The organism is Chloroflexota bacterium (assembly GCA_014360905.1).
GTDB lineage: Bacteria > Chloroflexota > Anaerolineae > UBA2200 > UBA2200 > JACIWX01.
Map to the genome: position 1 here is coordinate 1 of JACIWW010000012.1, position 18809 is coordinate 18809.

Here is an 18809-nt window from a genome sequence, read left to right on the forward strand (position 1 = left end):
ACTCCTGTTACAGGCGCTACTTCACTTCCATGAGTCCGCGCACACAGTAAATATAGGCCATCTCATGCAGCGTGGCGCTCTTGCCCCGCTGGTCGCCCAGTTGCTCCTTGATGGCCAGCGACTCCTGGTACAGGCGCATCGCCCCATCCAGGTCGCCGCGCACACCGTAAATATAGGCCATATCATGCAGCGTGGCGCTCTTGCCCCGCTGGTCGCCCAGTTGCTCGCATATCTCCTTGGCCTCCTGGTACAGGCGCATCGCCCCATCCAGGTCGCCGCGCACACGGTAAATATAGGCCATCCCATGCAGCGTGGCGCTCTTGCCCCGTTGGTCGCCCAGTTGCTCGTCGATGGCCAGCGACTCCTGGTACAGGCGCATCGCCCCATCCAGGTCGCCGAAGGTACGCAGCAGCCAGCCCAAATGGAAAGCCATATTGCTGCGCTCTGGCGCGGGGAGAAAACCCACTGCGCGCTGCAGGTCTGGCAGGATTACACGTGTTATCCTAGAGTACGTCGGGTCAAATCTTTCGTATGCCTGACGAGCAAAGTTCCGATAGGCCTGCCCCAGGTTCTGCTGCAAGGCGACAAGGTCTATGCCTCCTGCTTTTTCCTCGGCGAACCAACGCGCCATGGGGTGGAAGGAATAGAAGCGCAGCGCATCGCCCACCTCGTGACAGCGCAGAAAGCCCTTGCGGTAGAGCAGGTGCAGAGGCTCCTCGACCTCGGGGACGGAAAGGACTGCCTCGACCCATTGGGGCAGGAACGGTGCGCTGAAAACGGTCAATTGGGGCAAGAGTTCCTGACTCTTCCGCGTCTCTTCTTGGGCCAATCCGCGGAAGGAGTGCTCGAAACAAGCAGCCAAGGTGACATGGCGCTCGTCCTCGCCGCGGGAACGGTGCCGTGCCTCGCGCAGGCGTTGGCGCCATTCCCGCACTGCCTCCGTTAGGCTGTCCATCCTGGTGGCATAATCGCGGGCAAAGAGTTCGATGGCCAGGGGATGGCCCTCCAACTGGCGCATGAGTTGCACCAAGGGCTCGTTTTCCAGGAGCGGAGGCAGGTGGTCGAGGGAGCATCCCTTCTTTTGCATTTCCTGAAGCATAATCAGGACTTGCTCGTGCGCATCCTGCCACCGTGCGCCGGCATAGTCGCGGAAAAGGCGCAGTGCAGCGACCAGGTCGAGCCCCGGCACTTCCAGCGGCTGCCTCTCGCCGGGCAAACCTGTGGGACGCTCGCCGCGGGTGGTGATCAGCAATACGCCCTTCCCTCCCACCAACTTCTGGAAGAACTGCGCCAATCCACGAGCCGTTCTCCGCCTTTCTTCCTCCTTGGATTCAAGCCCATCCAGCAGGGTCTCGTAATTGTCCAGCAACAGGAGCCGCGCTTCGCCTTTGAACGCGTCCGCCACGCGGTGCTCCTGCTCCTCGGGCGGGATTTGATCGAAAGCCTGACCCAGCAGCCAGCGTCCCAGGCGGGACAGCACTTGCTCTCTGGGCGGCAGGGTTTCCAGAGAGAGTCCCAGTGCACCGTGTGGGAAGCGCCAGGCGAAGCGCTGCGCAGCGCGGCAGGCGAGGACAGATTTGCCAATGCCGGCGGTGCCAGCCAAGGTGATGACCGTTGCGCCATCCCTCAGGCGCTGCCCCAGCACAACCAATTCCTGCTGGCGTCCCCGGAAGAAGGGTGCTTCAGTCAGCGGAGCATCGAAGTGCATCGTTGGCTGGACCTTCTCGATGCGTGCCTCGCCTGGGCTGAGACGAAAGCGGCTCAGCCCGCGCTGCAGGCTGGTGTAGAGCACGGCGATGCCCAGAGCGACCGGGCGCAGGTCTATGGAAGTGCCCTCGCTCCAGCGCACATTGGCCAATTGGTCATCCCGCTGCAGCGCTAACCGGGCGTGACGCAGCGCCTCTTCCACCGGGTGACCCTGGGCAAGATAGGCGTAGAAAAATTCGGATAGGCGCACTGCCGCCACATCGAACATGTTGCATTGCATGCCCAACGCATAAGGCACCCCCTCCATGACCAGGCTGTAGGCCAGGTTGGACAGCGGCGTCTCCACAGTCATGGCCGATTGACAAGCGTTGAGGAAGACCAGAAAAACTCGCCCCCTTACGGGACCTATCATTTCCTTGGCCGTGACTACCCGTCCGGCACCAGTTTCATCTTCGAAGAGGAGCAGCGCGCCTTCCTTGGTGGACTCGCCATGTCCGATGAAGTGGACGATGGTCTGTCGTTCGCGGGGCGCCAGGGCTTTGTGCAGGGCATCCAGCGTTGGCGGGGCGAGGATCGTAGCATGGTAGGGGGCAGCAGCCTTGCGCAGCGCCTCTTCCAAGTGCTCCAGTTCGCGCCGCACGTTCAATCCCACCACCGGACGTCCTTCGTAGAGGAGGGGATCAGCGGGGACCACCACCAAATAGAGGGCTTCGGCGGACATTTCGCTGCCGCAGCCATGCCTGCACTGCGGTGGAATGCCTCGCACCAAGTGGTACTTCACAGCCAGGAAGTCATCCCCATCGTGCAGGTACTCCCAAAGGATGGCCTGCGCCTGCAGATTCTGGCTGACCAAGATCAGGGAGCCTCCTGTATCGGAAGCCTTGGGCAGATGCGCCAGAGCATTGCCGGCAGGGGAGTCGGCCGGAAATAGGGCAGCAAAAAGGCGCCTGCCATAGCAGCGAGGATCGCGCCAGAACTGGTCGAACTGATCAGGCTGGAGGACTAACTCCGCCAAATCCAGAGAATGAGAAGTTATGCCATTGGCGGTCACGGCGAAACGACCGTCTGGCTGCTGTTCGAGGGTCAACTCCAGGCTCGCTAGCTCGGTTGCGATAGGCTCATCCATCGTCCCGTTCTCCTTCCCTTGCTCGCTGTTCCGCGAGAGTACACTCGCGACAACCCCGCCACCCGCTCTCCACCGTCACTCAGGCAGGCTCCGCCATTGCCGCGCGGTCGCTCCACGGGCGACGGGATGTGTCCGATATAGATAAGTGGCCAGACCGAATGCGCCAGTAACTACTTGTCCACCCGTTGTAGGTGATTCAATTCCATCTCGCAGACGGTGAGCCGTCCCAGTAATTCGATGAACACGCGTGCCCGCTCTCCAGATGACAGGCGCCGATCGAAGATCGCCTCCAAATCCTTGAGCGGACCTTTGGTGACGCGCAGGCGATCGCCGGGTTGCAAGGGCAAGCCCTGGTAGTAGTCACGGGCGTCTATCTGCGCTAGACGCTGCCTCAGCCAGCCCACCACCACATCTGGCACCACCGCCGGCTGTCCGCCGAAACTGACCACGCGGTTGACGCCAGGCGCCCAGTTCAAGGAGGAGAGGGAGATCTCGTTCAGGTTCACGCAGGCAAAGAGATAGCAAGAGAAAAAGGGCTTTCCCCGTTGGTTGCGCCTATTGTACGGGCTGCCCCCTTTGAGCAAGGGCAGGTAAGTGTCGATCCCACGGCTCAGGAGGAACTCCTGTACAGCATGTTCTTTGTGTGGCTTGGTATGCACGGCATACCAGTGTCGTTCATCTAGTGCGGAAGGCTCTTGCATTGCGCTCTTTCTATCATTGGCCTATGGGATAGCCAGGATGCACTAACTGGGCTGGATGAGCACAGTATTGGTCAAGGATGGGCTGCCCATGAGCGAGATTATAGCGTATTATAGCGCAAGACGCTCAAAGTGCAAAAGATGAGGGGCAAGGGAATTGCGCGAATGATGAAAGATGGCAAAATGCTCACGACAAGCACCAAAAGCCCTTTTCCTACGCTGCAGGAGTGGGGTTGGGGTGAGGTATGAAAAGGTCCATACCTTACAGGTCTTTCCTGGCCACGCTAGCGCGCTGAAGCGCGCACTACGAACCCAACAGGAAAGGCGTCATTCCCTGACCACGCTAGCGCGCTGAAGCGCGCACTACGAACCCAACAGGAAAGGCGTCTAGAAAAGCCGCCCTACGGTACTGGAGAAAAAGCCATCAACGAATGAAAACACGAATAAACGAATGCGCTAAGCGTGGTCATTCGTTTATTCGTTCTGTATTCGTTGATGGCTCTGTTATGCGCTAATCGCGGCGACGGGACATGCCGCCGAGCAGGAAGACGTAGTAGAGGAGCGTGGATATGACCTGCGCCAGCGCTGCGACGTAGGTCAGCGCGGCTGCATCCAGAACCGCTCGGGCGCCTGTTTCTTCTTCCCCACGCACAATCAGTCCGTTAGTGGTCAGCATCTGCAGGGCACGTTGGCTAGCATTCTTCTCCACCGGCAGGGTCAACACGGCAAAGACTGCGCTGGCCGAGAAGAGAAGCACACCCAGCCAGGCCAGTCCCATGGACTGCATCACCAAGCCAATGACAAAGAGGATGGGACCGAGATAGGCGCTGACTTGAACCATGGGCACGATGCCCGAACGCAGTTTGAGCGGACCATAGTTGGTATGGTCCTGCACGGCATGACCCACTTCATGGGCGACGATGCTCAGCCCGGCTAGGGAGCGCCCGTAAGCCACCTCCCGCGACAGGCGCAGCGTCTTGCTACGTGGATCATAGTGGTCGGTCAATTGCCCGGGCGTGCCCTCGACGGACACATGCCCCAGACCCTGCGCACGCAGCAGGTACTCGGCAGCTTGCAAGCCGGTCAGTCCACGCGCATTGGCCACGCGCAGGTAGCGGTTATAAGCGCTCTGCACGCGCATCTGCGCCCACATGCCCAGCAGAAGCGCCGGCAACGCAAAGACCAGATACATTGGATCCCAGAAAAACATGTTCTACTCCTTCTTTCATCATTTACCCATTCAATCAGTACTAGTGGATTCGCACCTCTGTCCCGTCTCGCCACGATCCCCATCTTCAACATGAGGAGGCAAGATGATCACTGATGTGCAGCGCATGATAGCACGACACTCGCCAATTCGAGGCAAGTTGGAATAATCGCAGGTGCAGGGTCCGCCAAGAGCACAGCCTGCGCAACAATAGGCGCGACCATCCACGATAGTTGGTTGCCAAGTGATTTCGATGCCACAATTCGCACAAATCGGGTTCATAGGTCGTGACTTCTGCTTACGTTCTATCTAATCGTGTATATTATAGCACATTTTCATTAGAAAGATGCATGAGGAGTGTTAGATTTTCGTTAGAAAACAGCGCACAAACCCGATAGGTCTGGGAGACTGTCGGGTTTGATGTAATAGATCGTCATTGCGAGGGTGCTCTGATGAGTGATAAGTGCAGCGCATCCCTGCGCGGCGTGGGCAACAGCCCGCGCAAAAAGCCCCTCTCCTACAGCGTAGGAGAGGGGGCCGGGGGTGAGGCAATCCAAGCGCTGAAGCGCTCACTACAAACCCGCCAGGGGACGGCGGATTGTTGTCCGCCTGAAGCAGGGATTGCAGGACATGGCCGGGGAAGGAATTCCCCGGCTAAATGTGAGAAGCCCCTTACAGGGGCTTGTCATCCCCTGCGCGGCGTGGGCAACAGCCCGCGCAAAAAGCCCCTCTCCTACAGCGTAGGAGAGGGGGCCGGGGGTGAGGCAATCCAAGCGCTGAAGCGCTCACTACAAACCCGCCTGAGCAGATATGGCAGAAGACGCAGCAGTTCTAATAGAGTTCTAATGTACTGCTAGTATTCGTCTAACACAGACGTGCTAGACTGAAGGCAGAATTGGGAACTATTCCGAAAAGGAGGTGTGTTATGTCTGTCGTAAGATGGCGACCATTTGAGGATATGCTCAGTTTGCGCGAGGCTATGGATCGCCTGTTTGAGGAGAGCTTTGTCCATCCCTGGCGTTTCGCTCGTTACGGCGAAAGCGTAGAACTGCCGGTCAATGTCTGGGAAGATAAGGATGCCGTGCACGTAGTGGCGCGCGTCCCTGGTCTGGAGCCTGACGACCTGGATATTTCCGTCACCGGTGATACGCTCACCATCCGCGGGCGATTTGCCAGCGATGCGGAGCGCGAGGAAAGCAAGGATTGGTGCTGGTACGCCAACGAACTGTGGTATGGGCCTTTTGAGCGCACGATCACTCTGCCCACCTTGGTGAAGTCTGACAAGGCCGATGCTACATTCAAGAACGGTGTCCTGCATCTGACCATCCCCAAGGCTGAGGAAGCCAAGCCAAAGATGATCAAGGTCAAGGTGGCCAAGTAACCCCCGCAACTGGATTGCAAAACAGCAAAGAGCCCATCCGCTGAGTGGCGGATGGGCTCTTGTTTTTGGGCAGTGTGCGCTGTCCAACACGCTCAGTGGTAGTTGACGACCAACCTAGGATGGCCGTAGAGGGTGTTTTCGTTGCTGGCAAAGTGGAACGAACTAGTGGCGTAATCCGCGCGCAACAGCACGCCATTGTTGGGTAGGCTGCCATTCACCCACTGCTGCACGAGACTGGTCACGTCGAAGGAATACCATTTGTGCGGACCACTGGTAGTGACGGTGCTCTCCGGATTCGGACGCCGATCGGTGAGCGTGTTATTGCAGCCAGGCAGTGCCCACGGATTGCCTGCCTGTGCCACGTTCCAGGTGAGTTGGCTCAGAGTCACATTGCGCAAGATAGCGTACACGCCAATGGTTGCGTCCGCGCCACTCCACGCACTGGCATAGAGTTCGAGCCTGGCAGAGTCAATAGTGGCGCCCCCGGGAATGGGCGACAGATCAAAGCGCAGAACCGCCGCGTACAATTGCTTCCAACCCACCTTGAGATCAATAGCGTTGTAGTAGTTGGTGTCCGGCGCATACATGTAGATATAGGTATCTTCGCTATCCCCAAAGGTGCCCTTCTGGATCGTGATCTGGGTTACTCCACCAGGCGTAGCGGTAATGGTTGGCGTGGCCGTGGGCGTCGGAGTGATGACTATGCCCGTGGGCGTCGGAGTAGGCGTGAGCGTCTGAGTAGGTATAGGAGTTTGCGTGGGAGTGGGCGTGGCCGTGGATGGTGCGCCAATATCCCCGTACACCACCACAAGCCTGGGTCGTATGCTAGTTGTGCCGTGCTCAGCGCTGGCGAAATAGAAGGAATACCTCCCATCCGAAGCGCGCAGCAACACGCCATTGTTCACCAACGCACCATTGACCCACTGCTGCACCAAACTGGTGATGTCAAAACTGTACCAACGGTTGAAGCCATCCACAACCAAGGTAGTCTCAGGATTGGGACGGCGGTCGGTAACGGTGTCGTTGCAACCTGGCTGTCCCCAAGGCACACCCGTCTGGGCTTGGTTCCAAGTGGCCTGACACATGTTCACCCCACGCAGCACGGCATAGGGCCCTATCACCAAGGTCGAACCACTGCCACTCCAGCCCACAGTAAAGACTTCCAACCTGGCTGAGATGATATTGGCACCCGGCGGAACATGGGGAGCGAGGTCGAAGCGCATCAGGATGGAGAACTGCTGCCCGTAGCCAATGCGCACAACACCATCCAGACAATAGTTGTTGTTCGGGTTGTACTGTTCTATGGTCGTGTCCTCGCTGTTGCCCAGCGTGCCCCTCTGAATGACGACGGTCGTGATGGGGGCAGGCGTGAACGTTTGCGTTGGCGTGGGCGTCTGCGTAGGCGTTTGCGTTGGCGTAGGCGTGTCTGTCGGAGTACCGGTATGGGTTGGCGTGGGCGTGTTGGTTGCCGTCGTAGTGGCCGTAGCGGTTGGCGTGCGCGTTGGATTGCGGAACTGGACCTGTGTCTGGATGGAATGGCACGAATCGTTGGCGGTGACCGTCGCCAAGCCCGTGCTCCCACTGCCGGTGAGCACCGTGCTCGCCACACCATTGAGAGTGGTCGAAGTGATGGGGCTGACGCTGCCGAGCGAGGTGCTCCAATCTATCACATGGCCATCGGGAACGGTGTAGCCGGCGGCATAATTGTAGGTGAGCACAATATTGGAAGTGCCGGTAGTAGGCACTACCTCCGGGGGATCAGCACTGATGCTCCAGGTAATATAGGGGGTATAGTCCACGGGGCCCTGCACTTCCCCAGATCCTGGGCTGTTCGTGCCCCACCAGTTGCCTTCGGCATCAGCAGTACCAACGTTATCGGACTCGGCACGCAGTTCAAATTGGCTGTTTCCGCAGAGCACATTGCCGTGGATTTCGACCCCAGCCAGGCTGCCAGCATAAGTCCCTCCTGGGAAATAGATCCCTGCGTAGTTGCCGGTGATGATGTTGCCGTAGATATCCACGCTGTCGTTCTTCCAGAGCTTCATGGCATCCGCTCGTCCTCCGATGGCGTCACGGCGGGAAACGTGCTGAATCCTGTTGTTGTACACATTCAGGTCGAGCGCATAGTTCACAATCAACGCTGCCCAGGTGCCAAATGGGACATTGTTGTTGCGGATGTAGGCAAAGCGATTGCCGTAGATGCTTACCGCTCTGGTCTTGGCTGCAGCACGTCCGCGCAGTGCGACGAGACCATCGCAATTGTGCACATAGTTATCGCCAAAGGTAACGATGTTCAGAGGCAAATCCCCCTCTTCGCTTGCGCCAAAGCCAAAGTTCACGTCCAGCACAGCCCAACCCAGGAGATTCTTGAACTCGTTGTTGGTGATGGTCAGGTTGTCTCCAAAGCGCCTCCCGGCCAGGCCATGCCGATCGGCCACATTCTCCCCATCAATGACGCAATTGTCCAGAGTAAAGTTGTTGTTGGCGCCAGTGTTGGTGCAGTTGATGACCTTATTGGAGCCGCCATCGCCTTTGAGATAGAGATTTTGCAACGTGAGGCCACTGATGGAGCTGTTCATCGCCATGCGCACTCCGCCGGTGACAATGGGACGGCTTGTTGCATCGCCGAGGACGGTTACGTTGTTCTTGTCGAACCCAGCGGCGAAAGTGAGCGTTTCGCCATACGTTCCGGGCAACACATACACGATACTGCCCGAGACTAGATTCACGCCCTCTGTGATACGTCCAGTGCCACCGGTTTGCGGACTGTTGTCATCCACGTACAGCACGGAGAAATCTCCCTGAAAGCCAGGCGCAGGGTCTATATCCGTGCCCGAATCCAGCCAGGGTGTATAATCCACGCTGGTGCCTGCCTTGTTTGCCACATCCATCTGTTCGTTACTGCCCCACCAGTTGCCGGAGGCATCCGTCAGCGTGCCCAGGAGATGGTTCACTGCCAGCCCGCTGTTGCCTGCCAGGTTGTTCAAATTCACGTGGGCTGTGCCCGAATGCAGGAGCACGCCGGCATTGTTGCCCGTGACAAAACTGTTCCTGATGGTGGCCGATCCGTTAGTTATGTCAATTCCTGTGGTATTGCCTGCGAAGGTGCATTCGCGGGCGTCGAGCGAGGCCTGCGAGCCCTGCACCAAGGCACCATAGGGGCTGCCTTGAACAACTGCCCCACCTCGCAGGTTCAGCGTAACGTTTTTCGTACCCGAGGCATGATCGTGCACCCGCACTCCCGCAGTGCCCGAATTGCGGATGGTCGTACCGCTCACCAGGAGCTGACTGGCTGCCGGTGCATCTCCGGAGACTTCGCTCTGGACACTGTAGTTGTGCAACCATACCCCAAAGTTGTTGCCCTCCAGCGTGCCACCGGTGATCGTCACTCCGCCCGTAGTGGCGATGTACCAAGCTTCGATGCCGGCATAGGCACCGCTGATGTTGTTGTCGAGCGCAGTTATGCTGGCTGTGTCGCGGATGGAAGTCAGCCACAAACCGGTGTTGTTCGCGGCGCCAAGGACGGTGGTCAGCTCGTTATCGCGCACGGTGAAGGGCGAAGCGCTGCCATAGTGGTCATGGAGCCAGATGCCAAGGCGATAGGACTGGATGCGGTTGTTGCGGATGAGCGCTGGTGAGCCGGCCACGCTCACATCATCCACCTGAATGCCCACGTAAACGCGGGTCAGCACATTGCCGGAGACCTCAGCGTAGAAACTGTCTGGCATGAGGATGGCGCGTCCCAAGGGCGAGGAAGAGGGCATGTTGTCCAATAGGTTGTTCTGGATATAGTTGCCGGATGACCCGACATCCAAGCCACTGAGACAAATGCCACGGATGAGGTTCTTGAGGATATTGTTGCGTATGGTGATATTGCTCACGAGTGTGGAGTTGTTCTCGATGCCGGAACGGGCATTGGCATCTATGCCATTCAGGGAAATGCCCCCGCTGAGGTTGGGGTTGTCGCCGTCAATGGTGAATCCGTCTATGGTGACCGTGCTGCTCACCACATCTACGATAATGCCATTGGCGGTGTTGTTGACCTCCGGGACAAGCACGGCTTCAGGCCCACGGCTGCTCGTGTTGGGGTTGATGCCGGCGTTCGGCCCGTTCAAGATCACCGCTTTGTTCACCAGGAGGTTCTCGGCATACATGCCTGGCGCTACGTTGACGATGTCCGGGCTAGCGGCGGCATCTATGGCTGGTTGGATAGCCTCGAAGTGGTCGCGGCTGAGATCCCAAGTAACCTTGAACATGAAGATATTGCCATCGCCTCTGGCACTGCCATTCTTCTCCGAGCCATAGAAAAGGTACACGGTGGAGCCATCTACCAGGGCATCCGGCCACATGTCCCACCAGACCGTGGACTTGTAGCCCCCACTGGTAATGCGGCGCGGAACTGACCAAACGCTGCCATCGAGAGAAGTGATGACCCTGATTTGTTGGCGATCTGTTCCTCCAGCCCCTGGATCGCTCCACGGTGCCCAGAACAACCCGTAACTTCCGCCCACCTGATAGAGGACAGGATCGTAGTCGAAATTGGGGCTAGCCCCGCCATCTACTATCTGCACGGGCGTGGACCATGTGCCGGCCATGCCGGTGGAAGAAGTAGTGAGCCAAATCTTGTCGGCGTTGGTATACACCACGTTGAACATGCCATTGCTTGCCTGTATTGCTCTAGGCACTCCACCGTAAGGCCCTGCCACGTGGATGCGCGAAGACCAGGTCAGACCGCCGTTAGCAGAGTAGATGGCGTCACAGGAAGAATCTGTTGCCTCGAAGAATATCCAGATTTTGCCATCACGGGCCACGAGCGCGTCAATATGGTTGGCGAGCATGGTATTGGAAACCAAGGTTGGGCCACTCCAGGTGCCAGCGGAATATTTGTAATAGCGGATCTTTTTGTCCGAACCCCCAAAGCCGCTGACGAACACCCAGATATTGCCTATGCCATCCTGAAAGGCGGCCACACTACGCTGGTTGGTTGAGGCCCGTGGTATCTTGGTGGGAGTGGACCAGGTATTGCCCTGATCGGTCGAAGTCATGTAGTAAATATCGTAACTATCGCTGTCAGGATCGTACCCTGGCCGCACGTGCGGGGTGGCGGAATTCGCCCGTACAAAGAAGAGCCAGAAAGTGCCATCATAGGCTCTGAAGACGCTAGGGTTGCGCTCGTAGTGTGCGTCCATAGTGAGTTGCTTTGGTGCGCTGACCTCGAGGATGGTCGGTCCCTGGGCCATGACCGGGATACCCACCAGCAAAGAGGCGACGAGCAGCAGAGCGAAGATAATGAAGAGCACTATTAGCCTTTTCATGGAACTTGCCTCCTTCAGCAATTGAGCAGCACAGGCAATATCTATAGCAACTGTGCCTGCTTCTTATCCCCCCATTCAGCCACTTTCCTATCCATATCTATAGCATACCAAGATGAAAAGTGCATGAAAAATACATACCAATTAGATGAAAAGAATGCAACAATCTAAATCTGACAGGCCTGGGAGAACTGTCAGGTTCGCAATGAATGGCGAGAAGCAACCAGGGATTTCCAATACCTGGTATTGCTGCTCAGCGTGGGCAACAGCCCACGCAAAAAGCCCCTCTCCTACAGCGTAGGAGAGGGTGGCCGGGGGTGAGGCAATCCAAGCGCTGAAGCGCTCACTACAAACCCGCCCAGGGGACGGCGGACTGTGTTGTCCGCCTGAAGCAGGGATTGCAGGGCACGGCCGGGGAATGAATTCCCTGGCTGAAGATGAGAAGCCCCTGCATGGGACTTGTCATTGAGCGCTTCAGCGCTTACCGCGAACCTAGCGCTGAAGCGCTCGCTACGAATTCGGACCAAAACTGCACAATTTTTCTACATTATCTCCATCGCGACTCCACATCTTGGCGGTATCCTATATGCGAAAACAGGGGGACAGGTTTCCAAAGATGAAACTGGGAGCTTGTCGCTAGAGTGTAGCCCCCGCCATCAAATGAAAAGAGCAGAAAGGGAAGGAAAACCCAGTATGCCTTCACCAGCGCTCCCAGTGGCGAGCAGCAAACAGTGTCGCTGGGAACTATATGCACCAGTCTGTAAGGGAGTCTGACCAGCTACCCTACAGACCCTCCTCCTTACTGAGCTGGGGAGTCCTCAGCTCTAAGGGGCGGTCGAGCGGCACCTTAGCTCGGCTGCCTCTTGGCGTCTTAATCGAAATGCTCTGGTGTATGCTGTCCCATGCAATGCTCAACGATTACTCATCAAGGGAGATTTGACATGACAAGCAATGATATGAAGAACAAAACAATTACACGCAGGGAATTCCTGCGTCTAGGTGGTTTGACCATAGCGGCAGTTGGCGTGCTGCTGACCGGATGTCGTCCAGTGACGAACAACGAAACGCCCTCTGACGCTAAAGTTCCAGCCGATACACAGTTCACATTGGCCACGGCCACGCCCGCAGTACAGCAGAGCGCCGGCGCAAGCCAGGGTGCTATGCCCACGGCCACTCCAACAACGGAGCAGATAGTCTTTGTGGCATGCCCAGTCGGGAGGGTCAACGATCCCTACCCCGGGCGATGCGCGCGCTATCGGGATAGCAATAACAATGGATACTGTGACTTCTCCGAGCCTGGCTCAGGGAACGTGCCCGCACGAGAAAGCTGAGCGTGGCCAAGCCGAAGAGAGTATAGTAGCCTTCCCTTGCTGCGGCAGTGCGCAATGACAGATGGCTCGGCGTGGGCAATAGCCCACGCAAAAAGCCCCTCTCCTACAGCGTAGGAGAGGGGGCCGGGGGTGAGGCAATCCAAGCGCTGAAGCGCTCACTACAAACCCGCGCCAGGGGACGGCGGACTGTTGTCCGCCTGAAGCAGGTATTACGGGCGGCTTTGCTAGCCGCCTTCCTTTGCTCTGCCGTGCCTTCCTACTGCCATCATAGTAGCGATGGCTAGTAGGAAGCCAAGCGTCGCTACCCCGAACGGCATGCGCAATCCCCAGGAAGCCGCAGCGGCTGCGCCCAGAGTTGGGCCAATGGCACTAGCCAGCGATACGACGCTGGATTGTAGCCCAAAGACCGCACCATGGCGTCCATCCGGCGCAGCATCAGCCAAAGCGGTGCTCAGCGCTACCAGGATGGCTCCAACGGCAAAACCTTCCACAGCTCTCAGCAGCAGCAACTGCATTGGGCTGTTGGAAAAGCCCTGCAGGGCACAACAAAGGGCATTCGTGACCAGGCAAACCAGCAATAGCCTCCGCGTCCCAATGCGTGTGCCATAGCGCCCCGCAATAACGGAACCGACCGCTGTAGTTGCCATGTAGATGCTGTTGATCACTCCCACCGTCGAGGCGATCTTTGCCTCTGCGGGCACCAAGGATTGCACGAACAAGGGCAGCATGGGGCTCACCGCACGTAAAGAGGAAGAAATCAATAGACGCATGCCAAACACAGAGAGCACCCCAGGCGAGCATAACACTTGACGCAGCCCTTCCAGGAACGAATCCCCCTCCTTCTTCAGGCTCGCTCGTACTTCGCGCACCATCACCGCTACCAGCAGTCCACCTGCCCCCAGTAAGACCCCCGTGATGAGGAAACATGCCCGGTAGCCCCAGATATCTGCTACAAATCCGCCCACCGCTGGGCCGAGCGATTCTCCCAAGTAAACGCCCATCTGCAGCATGCCCAAAGCGAACGCGCGCATGGCACCTGGCGTGCCGGCAGCCACCAAGGTGAAGGATGCCGCCACCGTGCCTGTTACCGCACCCTGCAAGACGCGCAGCACGAGAAGCTGGTGGACATTGCGCACAAAAGCCATCGCCCCAAGGACCAAAGCACCGCCGAACATGGCGCGCTGCAGCATCAGTTTCCGCCCCAGGCGGTCGGACAGCGAACCCCAGATGGGCCCCATGATGCCCATGGAGATGGCATTCGCCGAATAGAGCAAGCCAGTCCACAGTTCCACCTGCCCAGGCCCTGTGATGCCCAACTCTTGCACATAATAGGGTAAAAAGGGTAGTGCCGCATCAAAGCCCATGAGTGCCAGTACTTCGGCCAACCACACCACGTACAAGTTGCGTCGCCAATTGAGCTGCGATGACTCTTCTGCCATGTTTTTTCTTCGTCCTTGTGCCAGCGTGATAACGAGGCTATTCTAGGGCAAAATAGTGCACTTTCCAAACCACGAATCTAACCATCATTGCGAGCCACCACAAACGGCAGGGTTTGCTCTAGGCGGACAACAGTCCGCCGTCCCCTGGCGGGTTTGTAGTGAGCGCTTCAGCGCTTGGATTGCCTCACCCCCAGCCCCTCTCCTACGCTGTAGGAGAGGGGCTTTTTGCGTGGGCTGTTGCCCACGCCGAGTAGGGGGGCGTAATTCAATTGCGCCCCTACAGCGCTCATCGGCGCCAGGGATTGAAATCCCTGGCTAAAAATGACAAGCCCCTTCAGGGGCTTCTCGTGGCGTGGGCTGTTGCCCATGCCGAGCAAGGATGGCTAGCAAAGCCGCCCTACGGACTGCTTTGCTTGTTTTGAATCAGCGCTTTATAATCCCCCTGGAGGTGCAACATGACAAGCCATCGCTGGATCGAGGAATTCCCAGCTGCCATCACCGTTTGCGATGACCAAGGCATCATCCTGGAGATGAACGATCGCGCTGCACAGGTTTTTGCCAAAGAAGGCGGCCGGAAATTGATCGGGACCAATTTGCTCGATTGCCATCCGGAGCCAGCGCGCACCAAACTCAAGCGCTTGATGGAAACGCAATCCACGAACATCTATACCATCGAGAAAGGCGGCGTGCACAAGCTCATCTACCAGTCCCCCTGGTATGAAAACGGACGGTACCGCGGACTTGTGGAATTGTCCTTTGAGATTCCTGCTCAAGTACCCCATTTCATCCGCGACGTTTCAGCACAGAGGTCACAGGCAAAGGAGGTTTCATGAACGACATCGTCATACACACGGAAAACCTGACCAAGTTCTATGGGCGGCGACGTGGCATCATTGATCTCAGTTTTGAGATTCAGCAAGGAGAAGTGTTTGGCTACCTTGGCCCCAATGGGGCGGGCAAAACGACCACCATCCGCACTCTGCTGGATTTCATCCGCCCGACGCGCGGTCATGCTACCATCTTCGGACTGGACACACGACGGGGTAGTCGTGAGATCCGCCGCCTTGTGGGCTACCTGCCCGGCGAACTGGCGCTGTACAATAACTTGACCGGCGCCGAATTCCTCCGCTATATGGGATACCTGCGTGGCGGTGTGAAATGGCGCTTTGTGGAGGAGTTGTCCGAGCGGCTAGGGTCAGACCTGTCACAGCCCATCCGCATCCTCTCGCACGGCAATAAGCAAAAGCTCGGTCTTATCCAGGCATTCATGCACAAACCAGAGTTGCTCATCCTGGACGAGCCAACGCTGGGATTGGACCCGCTGGTGCAACAGGAATTCTACCGCCTAGTAGCGGAAGCCAGAAAGGAAGGGCGAACGGTGTTCCTTTCCTCGCATATCTTGCCTGAAGTGGAACGCATCTGCGACCGCGTGGGCATCATCCGCAGGGGGAAGCTCATCGCAGTGGAGGAAATTGCCACATTGAAAACACGCGCTCTGCGCCGATTGGAGATTCACTTTGCCGAACCAGTTGCGTCCTATCATTTCTCCCAATTGAGTGGGGTTCACGATCTGCACGTGACGGACAATGTAGTGCGTTGTACCATTAAAGGGAGCGTGGATGCGCTCATCAAAGCCGCGGCACAGTTCGAGGTCATCAACGTTATCAGCCAGGAGCCAAGCCTGGAGGAGATCTTCCTGGCGTACTACAACACTGGGGAGGGGCGCGATGTTGCGTAACGTGTTCGTGAAGAATCTGCGCGATCAGCGTAAGGCCATGTTTTGGTGGGTGCTGGGTCTACTGATCCTGGTCATGTATCTTATCTGGTTCTACCCTGGCTTCCGCGATCGAGGCGCTTTCGTGAACGAGTACATCCAACAGTTGCCTCCGGCGCTGAGAGCCACTTTCATGGGTGAGCTAACCGACTTTACCTCACCAGAGGGCTATCTCAACACAGAAATGTTCTTTTTCACGATGCCCATGTTGCTCCTCATCTTCACCATTGGCTTTGGCAGTGCGGCCATTGCCGGGGAAGAGGAGCGGGGCACTTTGGATTTGCTGCTGGCCAACCCCATCCCGCGCTGGCGCGTGGTGCTGGAAAAATGGGCTGCGTTGCTTGTCCTGAGCGGCGCTTTGGTAGGGGTCGTCTGGCTTGGGGTGTTGGCGAGCGTGCAGTTTGTCGAGCTGGAGATCAACTTTGCATACCTGGCACAGGCCTTTGTGAGCCTATGGCTCCTGAGCCTGACTTTCGGCACGTTGGCCCTGGCTCTGGGCAGCATTCGTGGTAGGCGTGGGCTGAGCGCAGGCGTGACCAGCGCATTGGCAGTGGCAGCTTACTTCCTCAATTCGCTGGCGCCCCTCACGGACACGCTCAAGCCATATCGCAAGCTGTCCCTCTTCTACTACTACATCGGCGCTGACCCGCTGAGCAACGGACTCGACGTCGGTCACGCCGCGGTTCTAGTCGGGGTGACGGTCATGCTGGCCGTGGTGGCTCTGGTCGCCTTCCATTGGCGGGATGTGGGCGTGTAAAGCCAAGCGAGCGCGCTGAAGCGCACACTACGAACCCAACAGGAAAGGGGCGGCTAGAAAAGCCGTCTCTACCCCTTCACGCTCCAGGCGGACAACAGCCCGCCGTTCCCTGGCGTGGGCTGTTGCCCACGTCGAGCAGAAAGAGGCGGCTAGAAAAGCCGCCCTACCCCTTCACGCTCCAGGCGGACAACATCCTCAGAAAATTTGACTTGAACAAAACATTTCACTATAATATTCTGACCCATCCCGTATATCAAGCATGAGGAAAGAGCAGAGGCAAGATTGAGCACGAGCAGCACTTCGGGCAAACCCATCATCGTGCAGAGCGACAAAACCGTGCTGTTGGAGGTGGACAACCCCCTCTACGAGGAAGCACGCGATCACTTGGCGCGCTTTGCCGAGCTGGAGAAAAGTCCTGAATACGTCCATACCTATCGCATCACCCCATTGTCACTGTGGAACGCAGCCGCGGCGGGCATGACCGCCGACACCATCCTCGACGCATTGAATGCGTACAGCAAGTACCCCGTGCCCGACAATGTGCGCGTGGACATCGTGGACTATATCTCGCGCTATGGCCGTGTGCGGCTCATCCGCGAGGATACGAAGTTGTTCCTGGAATCGCACGATGCTGCTTTGATGACGGAGTTGGCTCGCCACAAGCGCCTCCAGCCTTATATCCTGAAGCAGGTCAACCCCTTCCGCCTCATGGTGGATCCTCTCCGTCGGGGTCACATTAAGCAGGCACTGGTCTGGATTGGCTACCCTGCCGAGGACCTGGCTGGCTATGTGGAGGGTGCGCCATTGCATTTCTCCCTGCGCCAGGTTACGCGCAGCGGAGAGCCTTTTGTCCTTCGCCCTTATCAACTGGACGCCGCAGGCGCCTTCTACGCTGGAGGGGGGCCACAAGGCGGCAGCGGGGTCATTGTGCTACCCTGTGGAGCAGGCAAGACCATGGTTGGCATGGCGGTAATGGAGAAACTGCAGTGCGCAACCCTCATCCTTACCACCAACACCGTTGCCGCGCGGCAGTGGATCAGCGAACTGCTGGACAAAACAGACCTGCCCGAAGATGCCATAGGGGAGTACACAGGACTGCGCAAGCAGGTGCGCCCGGTGACCATCAGCACCTACCAAATCATGACCTACCACCCCCGGCAGCGAGTCAAGGGCAAGAAAACAGAGGACGAGTTCCCGCACTTTGCCCTGTTCAACGAGGAAGATTGGGGTCTGATCATCTACGACGAGGTGCACCTGCTGCCCGCACCGGTGTTTCGCATCACAGCCGAAATCCAGGCACGGCGGCGCCTAGGACTGACCGCGACGCTTGTGCGCGAGGATGGACGCGAGACGGACGTCTTTTCGCTCATTGGCCCAAAGAAGTACGACGCCCCGTGGAAAGACCTGGAGCGCCAGGGCTGGATCGCCACCGCCGAGTGCCACGAAGTGCGCATCCCGCTCCCAGATGACCAGCGCCTGCTCTACGCGCTGGCCGATGACCGTGACAAGTACCGCGTGGCGGCAGAGAATCCGCGCAAATTGCTCGTTCTCGACCAGTTGCTATCCAAACATAAGGATGACAGCGTACTCATCATCGGCATGTACCTGGAGCAACTGCAGGAGGTAGCCGATCGCTACGGCTATCCGTTGATCACAGGCAAGACCACTGTGCGCGAGCGAGAGAAACTGTACGACGCCTTCCGGCGGGGCGAGATCAAATGCCTGATTGTCTCCAAGGTGGGCAACTTTGCCATAGACCTGCCCGATGCCAACGTCGCCATTCAGATTTCCGGCACCTTTGGCTCGCGGCAGGAGGAAGCACAGCGTCTGGGGCGCATCCTGCGTCCCAAGCGCCATGGCCTGCTGGCTCACTTCTACGCCTTGGTCACGCGCGATACGCGCGATCAGGACTATGCCGCCAAACGGCAACTGTTCTTGACCGAGCAGGGCTATCGCTATGAGATCCTCTACGAGGACGAAATACCGCAATGGCAACCAACCGTGCTCGCACTCCAGCCCCGTCCGGCACGTCCCAAAGCTCTGATGGCAGGCCCGGGAGGGAACTAGACCTGTCAGG

General features: G+C 57.9%; 11 protein-coding genes. 6 read left to right on the forward strand and 5 right to left on the reverse strand.

The features are described from left to right. Nucleotides 1-16 precede the first annotated feature (16 nt). The 3 genes from H5T67_06630 to H5T67_06640 form a co-directional block, all read right to left on the reverse strand. Nucleotides 17-2833 carry a CHAT domain-containing protein gene (locus tag H5T67_06630; GenBank protein ID MBC7244994.1) on the reverse strand — a complete coding sequence of 939 codons (2817 nt, stop codon included), beginning with the start codon at nt 2831-2833 and terminating at the stop codon, nt 17-19. 170 nt (nt 2834-3003) lie between these two features. After that, a complete protein-coding gene (locus H5T67_06635; protein ID MBC7244995.1) occupies nt 3004-3534 on the reverse strand; it encodes a hypothetical protein in 531 nt (176 codons plus the stop codon). A 508-nt stretch (nt 3535-4042) separates the two neighbouring features. Further along, entirely contained in the window at nt 4043-4741 is a 699-nt protein-coding gene (locus tag H5T67_06640) for a zinc metallopeptidase (GenBank protein MBC7244996.1), read from the reverse strand. 922 nt (nt 4742-5663) lie between these two features. Between H5T67_06640 and H5T67_06645 the strand changes: the two genes are divergently transcribed. After that, the gene (locus H5T67_06645) at nt 5664-6119 is read left to right on the forward strand and encodes an Hsp20/alpha crystallin family protein (GenBank protein MBC7244997.1); all 456 of its coding nucleotides are present in this window, start codon (nt 5664-5666) and stop codon (nt 6117-6119) included. 92 nt (nt 6120-6211) lie between these two features. Here H5T67_06645 and H5T67_06650 read toward each other — a convergent pair whose 3' ends face one another. After that, entirely contained in the window at nt 6212-11434 is a 5223-nt protein-coding gene (locus H5T67_06650; protein MBC7244998.1) for a DNRLRE domain-containing protein, read from the reverse strand. 938 nt (nt 11435-12372) lie between these two features. Here H5T67_06650 and H5T67_06655 point away from each other — a divergent pair. Further along, nucleotides 12373-12762 carry a hypothetical protein gene (locus tag H5T67_06655; GenBank protein ID MBC7244999.1) on the forward strand — a complete coding sequence of 130 codons (390 nt, stop codon included), beginning with the start codon at nt 12373-12375 and terminating at the stop codon, nt 12760-12762. A 224-nt stretch (nt 12763-12986) separates the two neighbouring features. On the opposite strand, the gene H5T67_06660 is transcribed toward H5T67_06655, so the two are convergent. Beyond that, on the reverse strand, nt 12987-14201 hold the full coding sequence (locus H5T67_06660; GenBank protein MBC7245000.1) for an MFS transporter: 1215 nt from the start codon (nt 14199-14201) through the stop codon (nt 12987-12989). A gap of 455 nt (nt 14202-14656) precedes the next feature. Here H5T67_06660 and H5T67_06665 point away from each other — a divergent pair, with 455 nt between their 5' ends. The 4 genes from H5T67_06665 (at nt 14657) to H5T67_06680 (ending at nt 18799) form a co-directional block, all read left to right on the forward strand. Continuing rightward, entirely contained in the window at nt 14657-15034 is a 378-nt protein-coding gene (locus H5T67_06665; protein MBC7245001.1) for a PAS domain-containing protein, read from the forward strand. Further along, on the forward strand, nt 15031-15939 hold the full coding sequence (locus H5T67_06670) for an ABC transporter ATP-binding protein (protein MBC7245002.1): 909 nt from the start codon (nt 15031-15033) through the stop codon (nt 15937-15939). Before H5T67_06665 ends, H5T67_06670 begins: the two co-directional genes overlap by 4 nt. Next, nucleotides 15929-16732, forward strand: a complete 804-nt coding sequence (locus H5T67_06675) for an ABC transporter permease subunit (GenBank protein MBC7245003.1) — start codon at nt 15929-15931, stop codon at nt 16730-16732. The genes H5T67_06670 and H5T67_06675 overlap by 11 nt, the downstream gene beginning before the upstream one ends. A gap of 282 nt (nt 16733-17014) precedes the next feature. Beyond that, nucleotides 17015-18799, forward strand: a complete 1785-nt coding sequence (locus H5T67_06680; GenBank protein MBC7245004.1) for a DEAD/DEAH box helicase — start codon at nt 17015-17017, stop codon at nt 18797-18799. Nucleotides 18800-18809 lie beyond the last annotated feature (10 nt).

Coding starts and splice junctions, on each gene's coding strand:
- H5T67_06630 (MBC7244994.1), bottom strand. CDS start 2,833: ATGGATGAGCCTATCGCAACCGAGCTAGCGAGCCTGGAGTTGACCCTC.
- H5T67_06635 (MBC7244995.1), bottom strand. CDS start 3,534: ATGCAAGAGCCTTCCGCACTAGATGAACGACACTGGTATGCCGTGCAT.
- H5T67_06640 (MBC7244996.1), bottom strand. CDS start 4,741: ATGTTTTTCTGGGATCCAATGTATCTGGTCTTTGCGTTGCCGGCGCTT.
- H5T67_06645 (MBC7244997.1), top strand. CDS start 5,664: ATGTCTGTCGTAAGATGGCGACCATTTGAGGATATGCTCAGTTTGCGC.
- H5T67_06650 (MBC7244998.1), bottom strand. CDS start 11,434: ATGAAAAGGCTAATAGTGCTCTTCATTATCTTCGCTCTGCTGCTCGTC.
- H5T67_06655 (MBC7244999.1), top strand. CDS start 12,373: ATGACAAGCAATGATATGAAGAACAAAACAATTACACGCAGGGAATTC.
- H5T67_06660 (MBC7245000.1), bottom strand. CDS start 14,201: ATGGCAGAAGAGTCATCGCAGCTCAATTGGCGACGCAACTTGTACGTG.
- H5T67_06665 (MBC7245001.1), top strand. CDS start 14,657: ATGACAAGCCATCGCTGGATCGAGGAATTCCCAGCTGCCATCACCGTT.
- H5T67_06670 (MBC7245002.1), top strand. CDS start 15,031: ATGAACGACATCGTCATACACACGGAAAACCTGACCAAGTTCTATGGG.
- H5T67_06675 (MBC7245003.1), top strand. CDS start 15,929: ATGTTGCGTAACGTGTTCGTGAAGAATCTGCGCGATCAGCGTAAGGCC.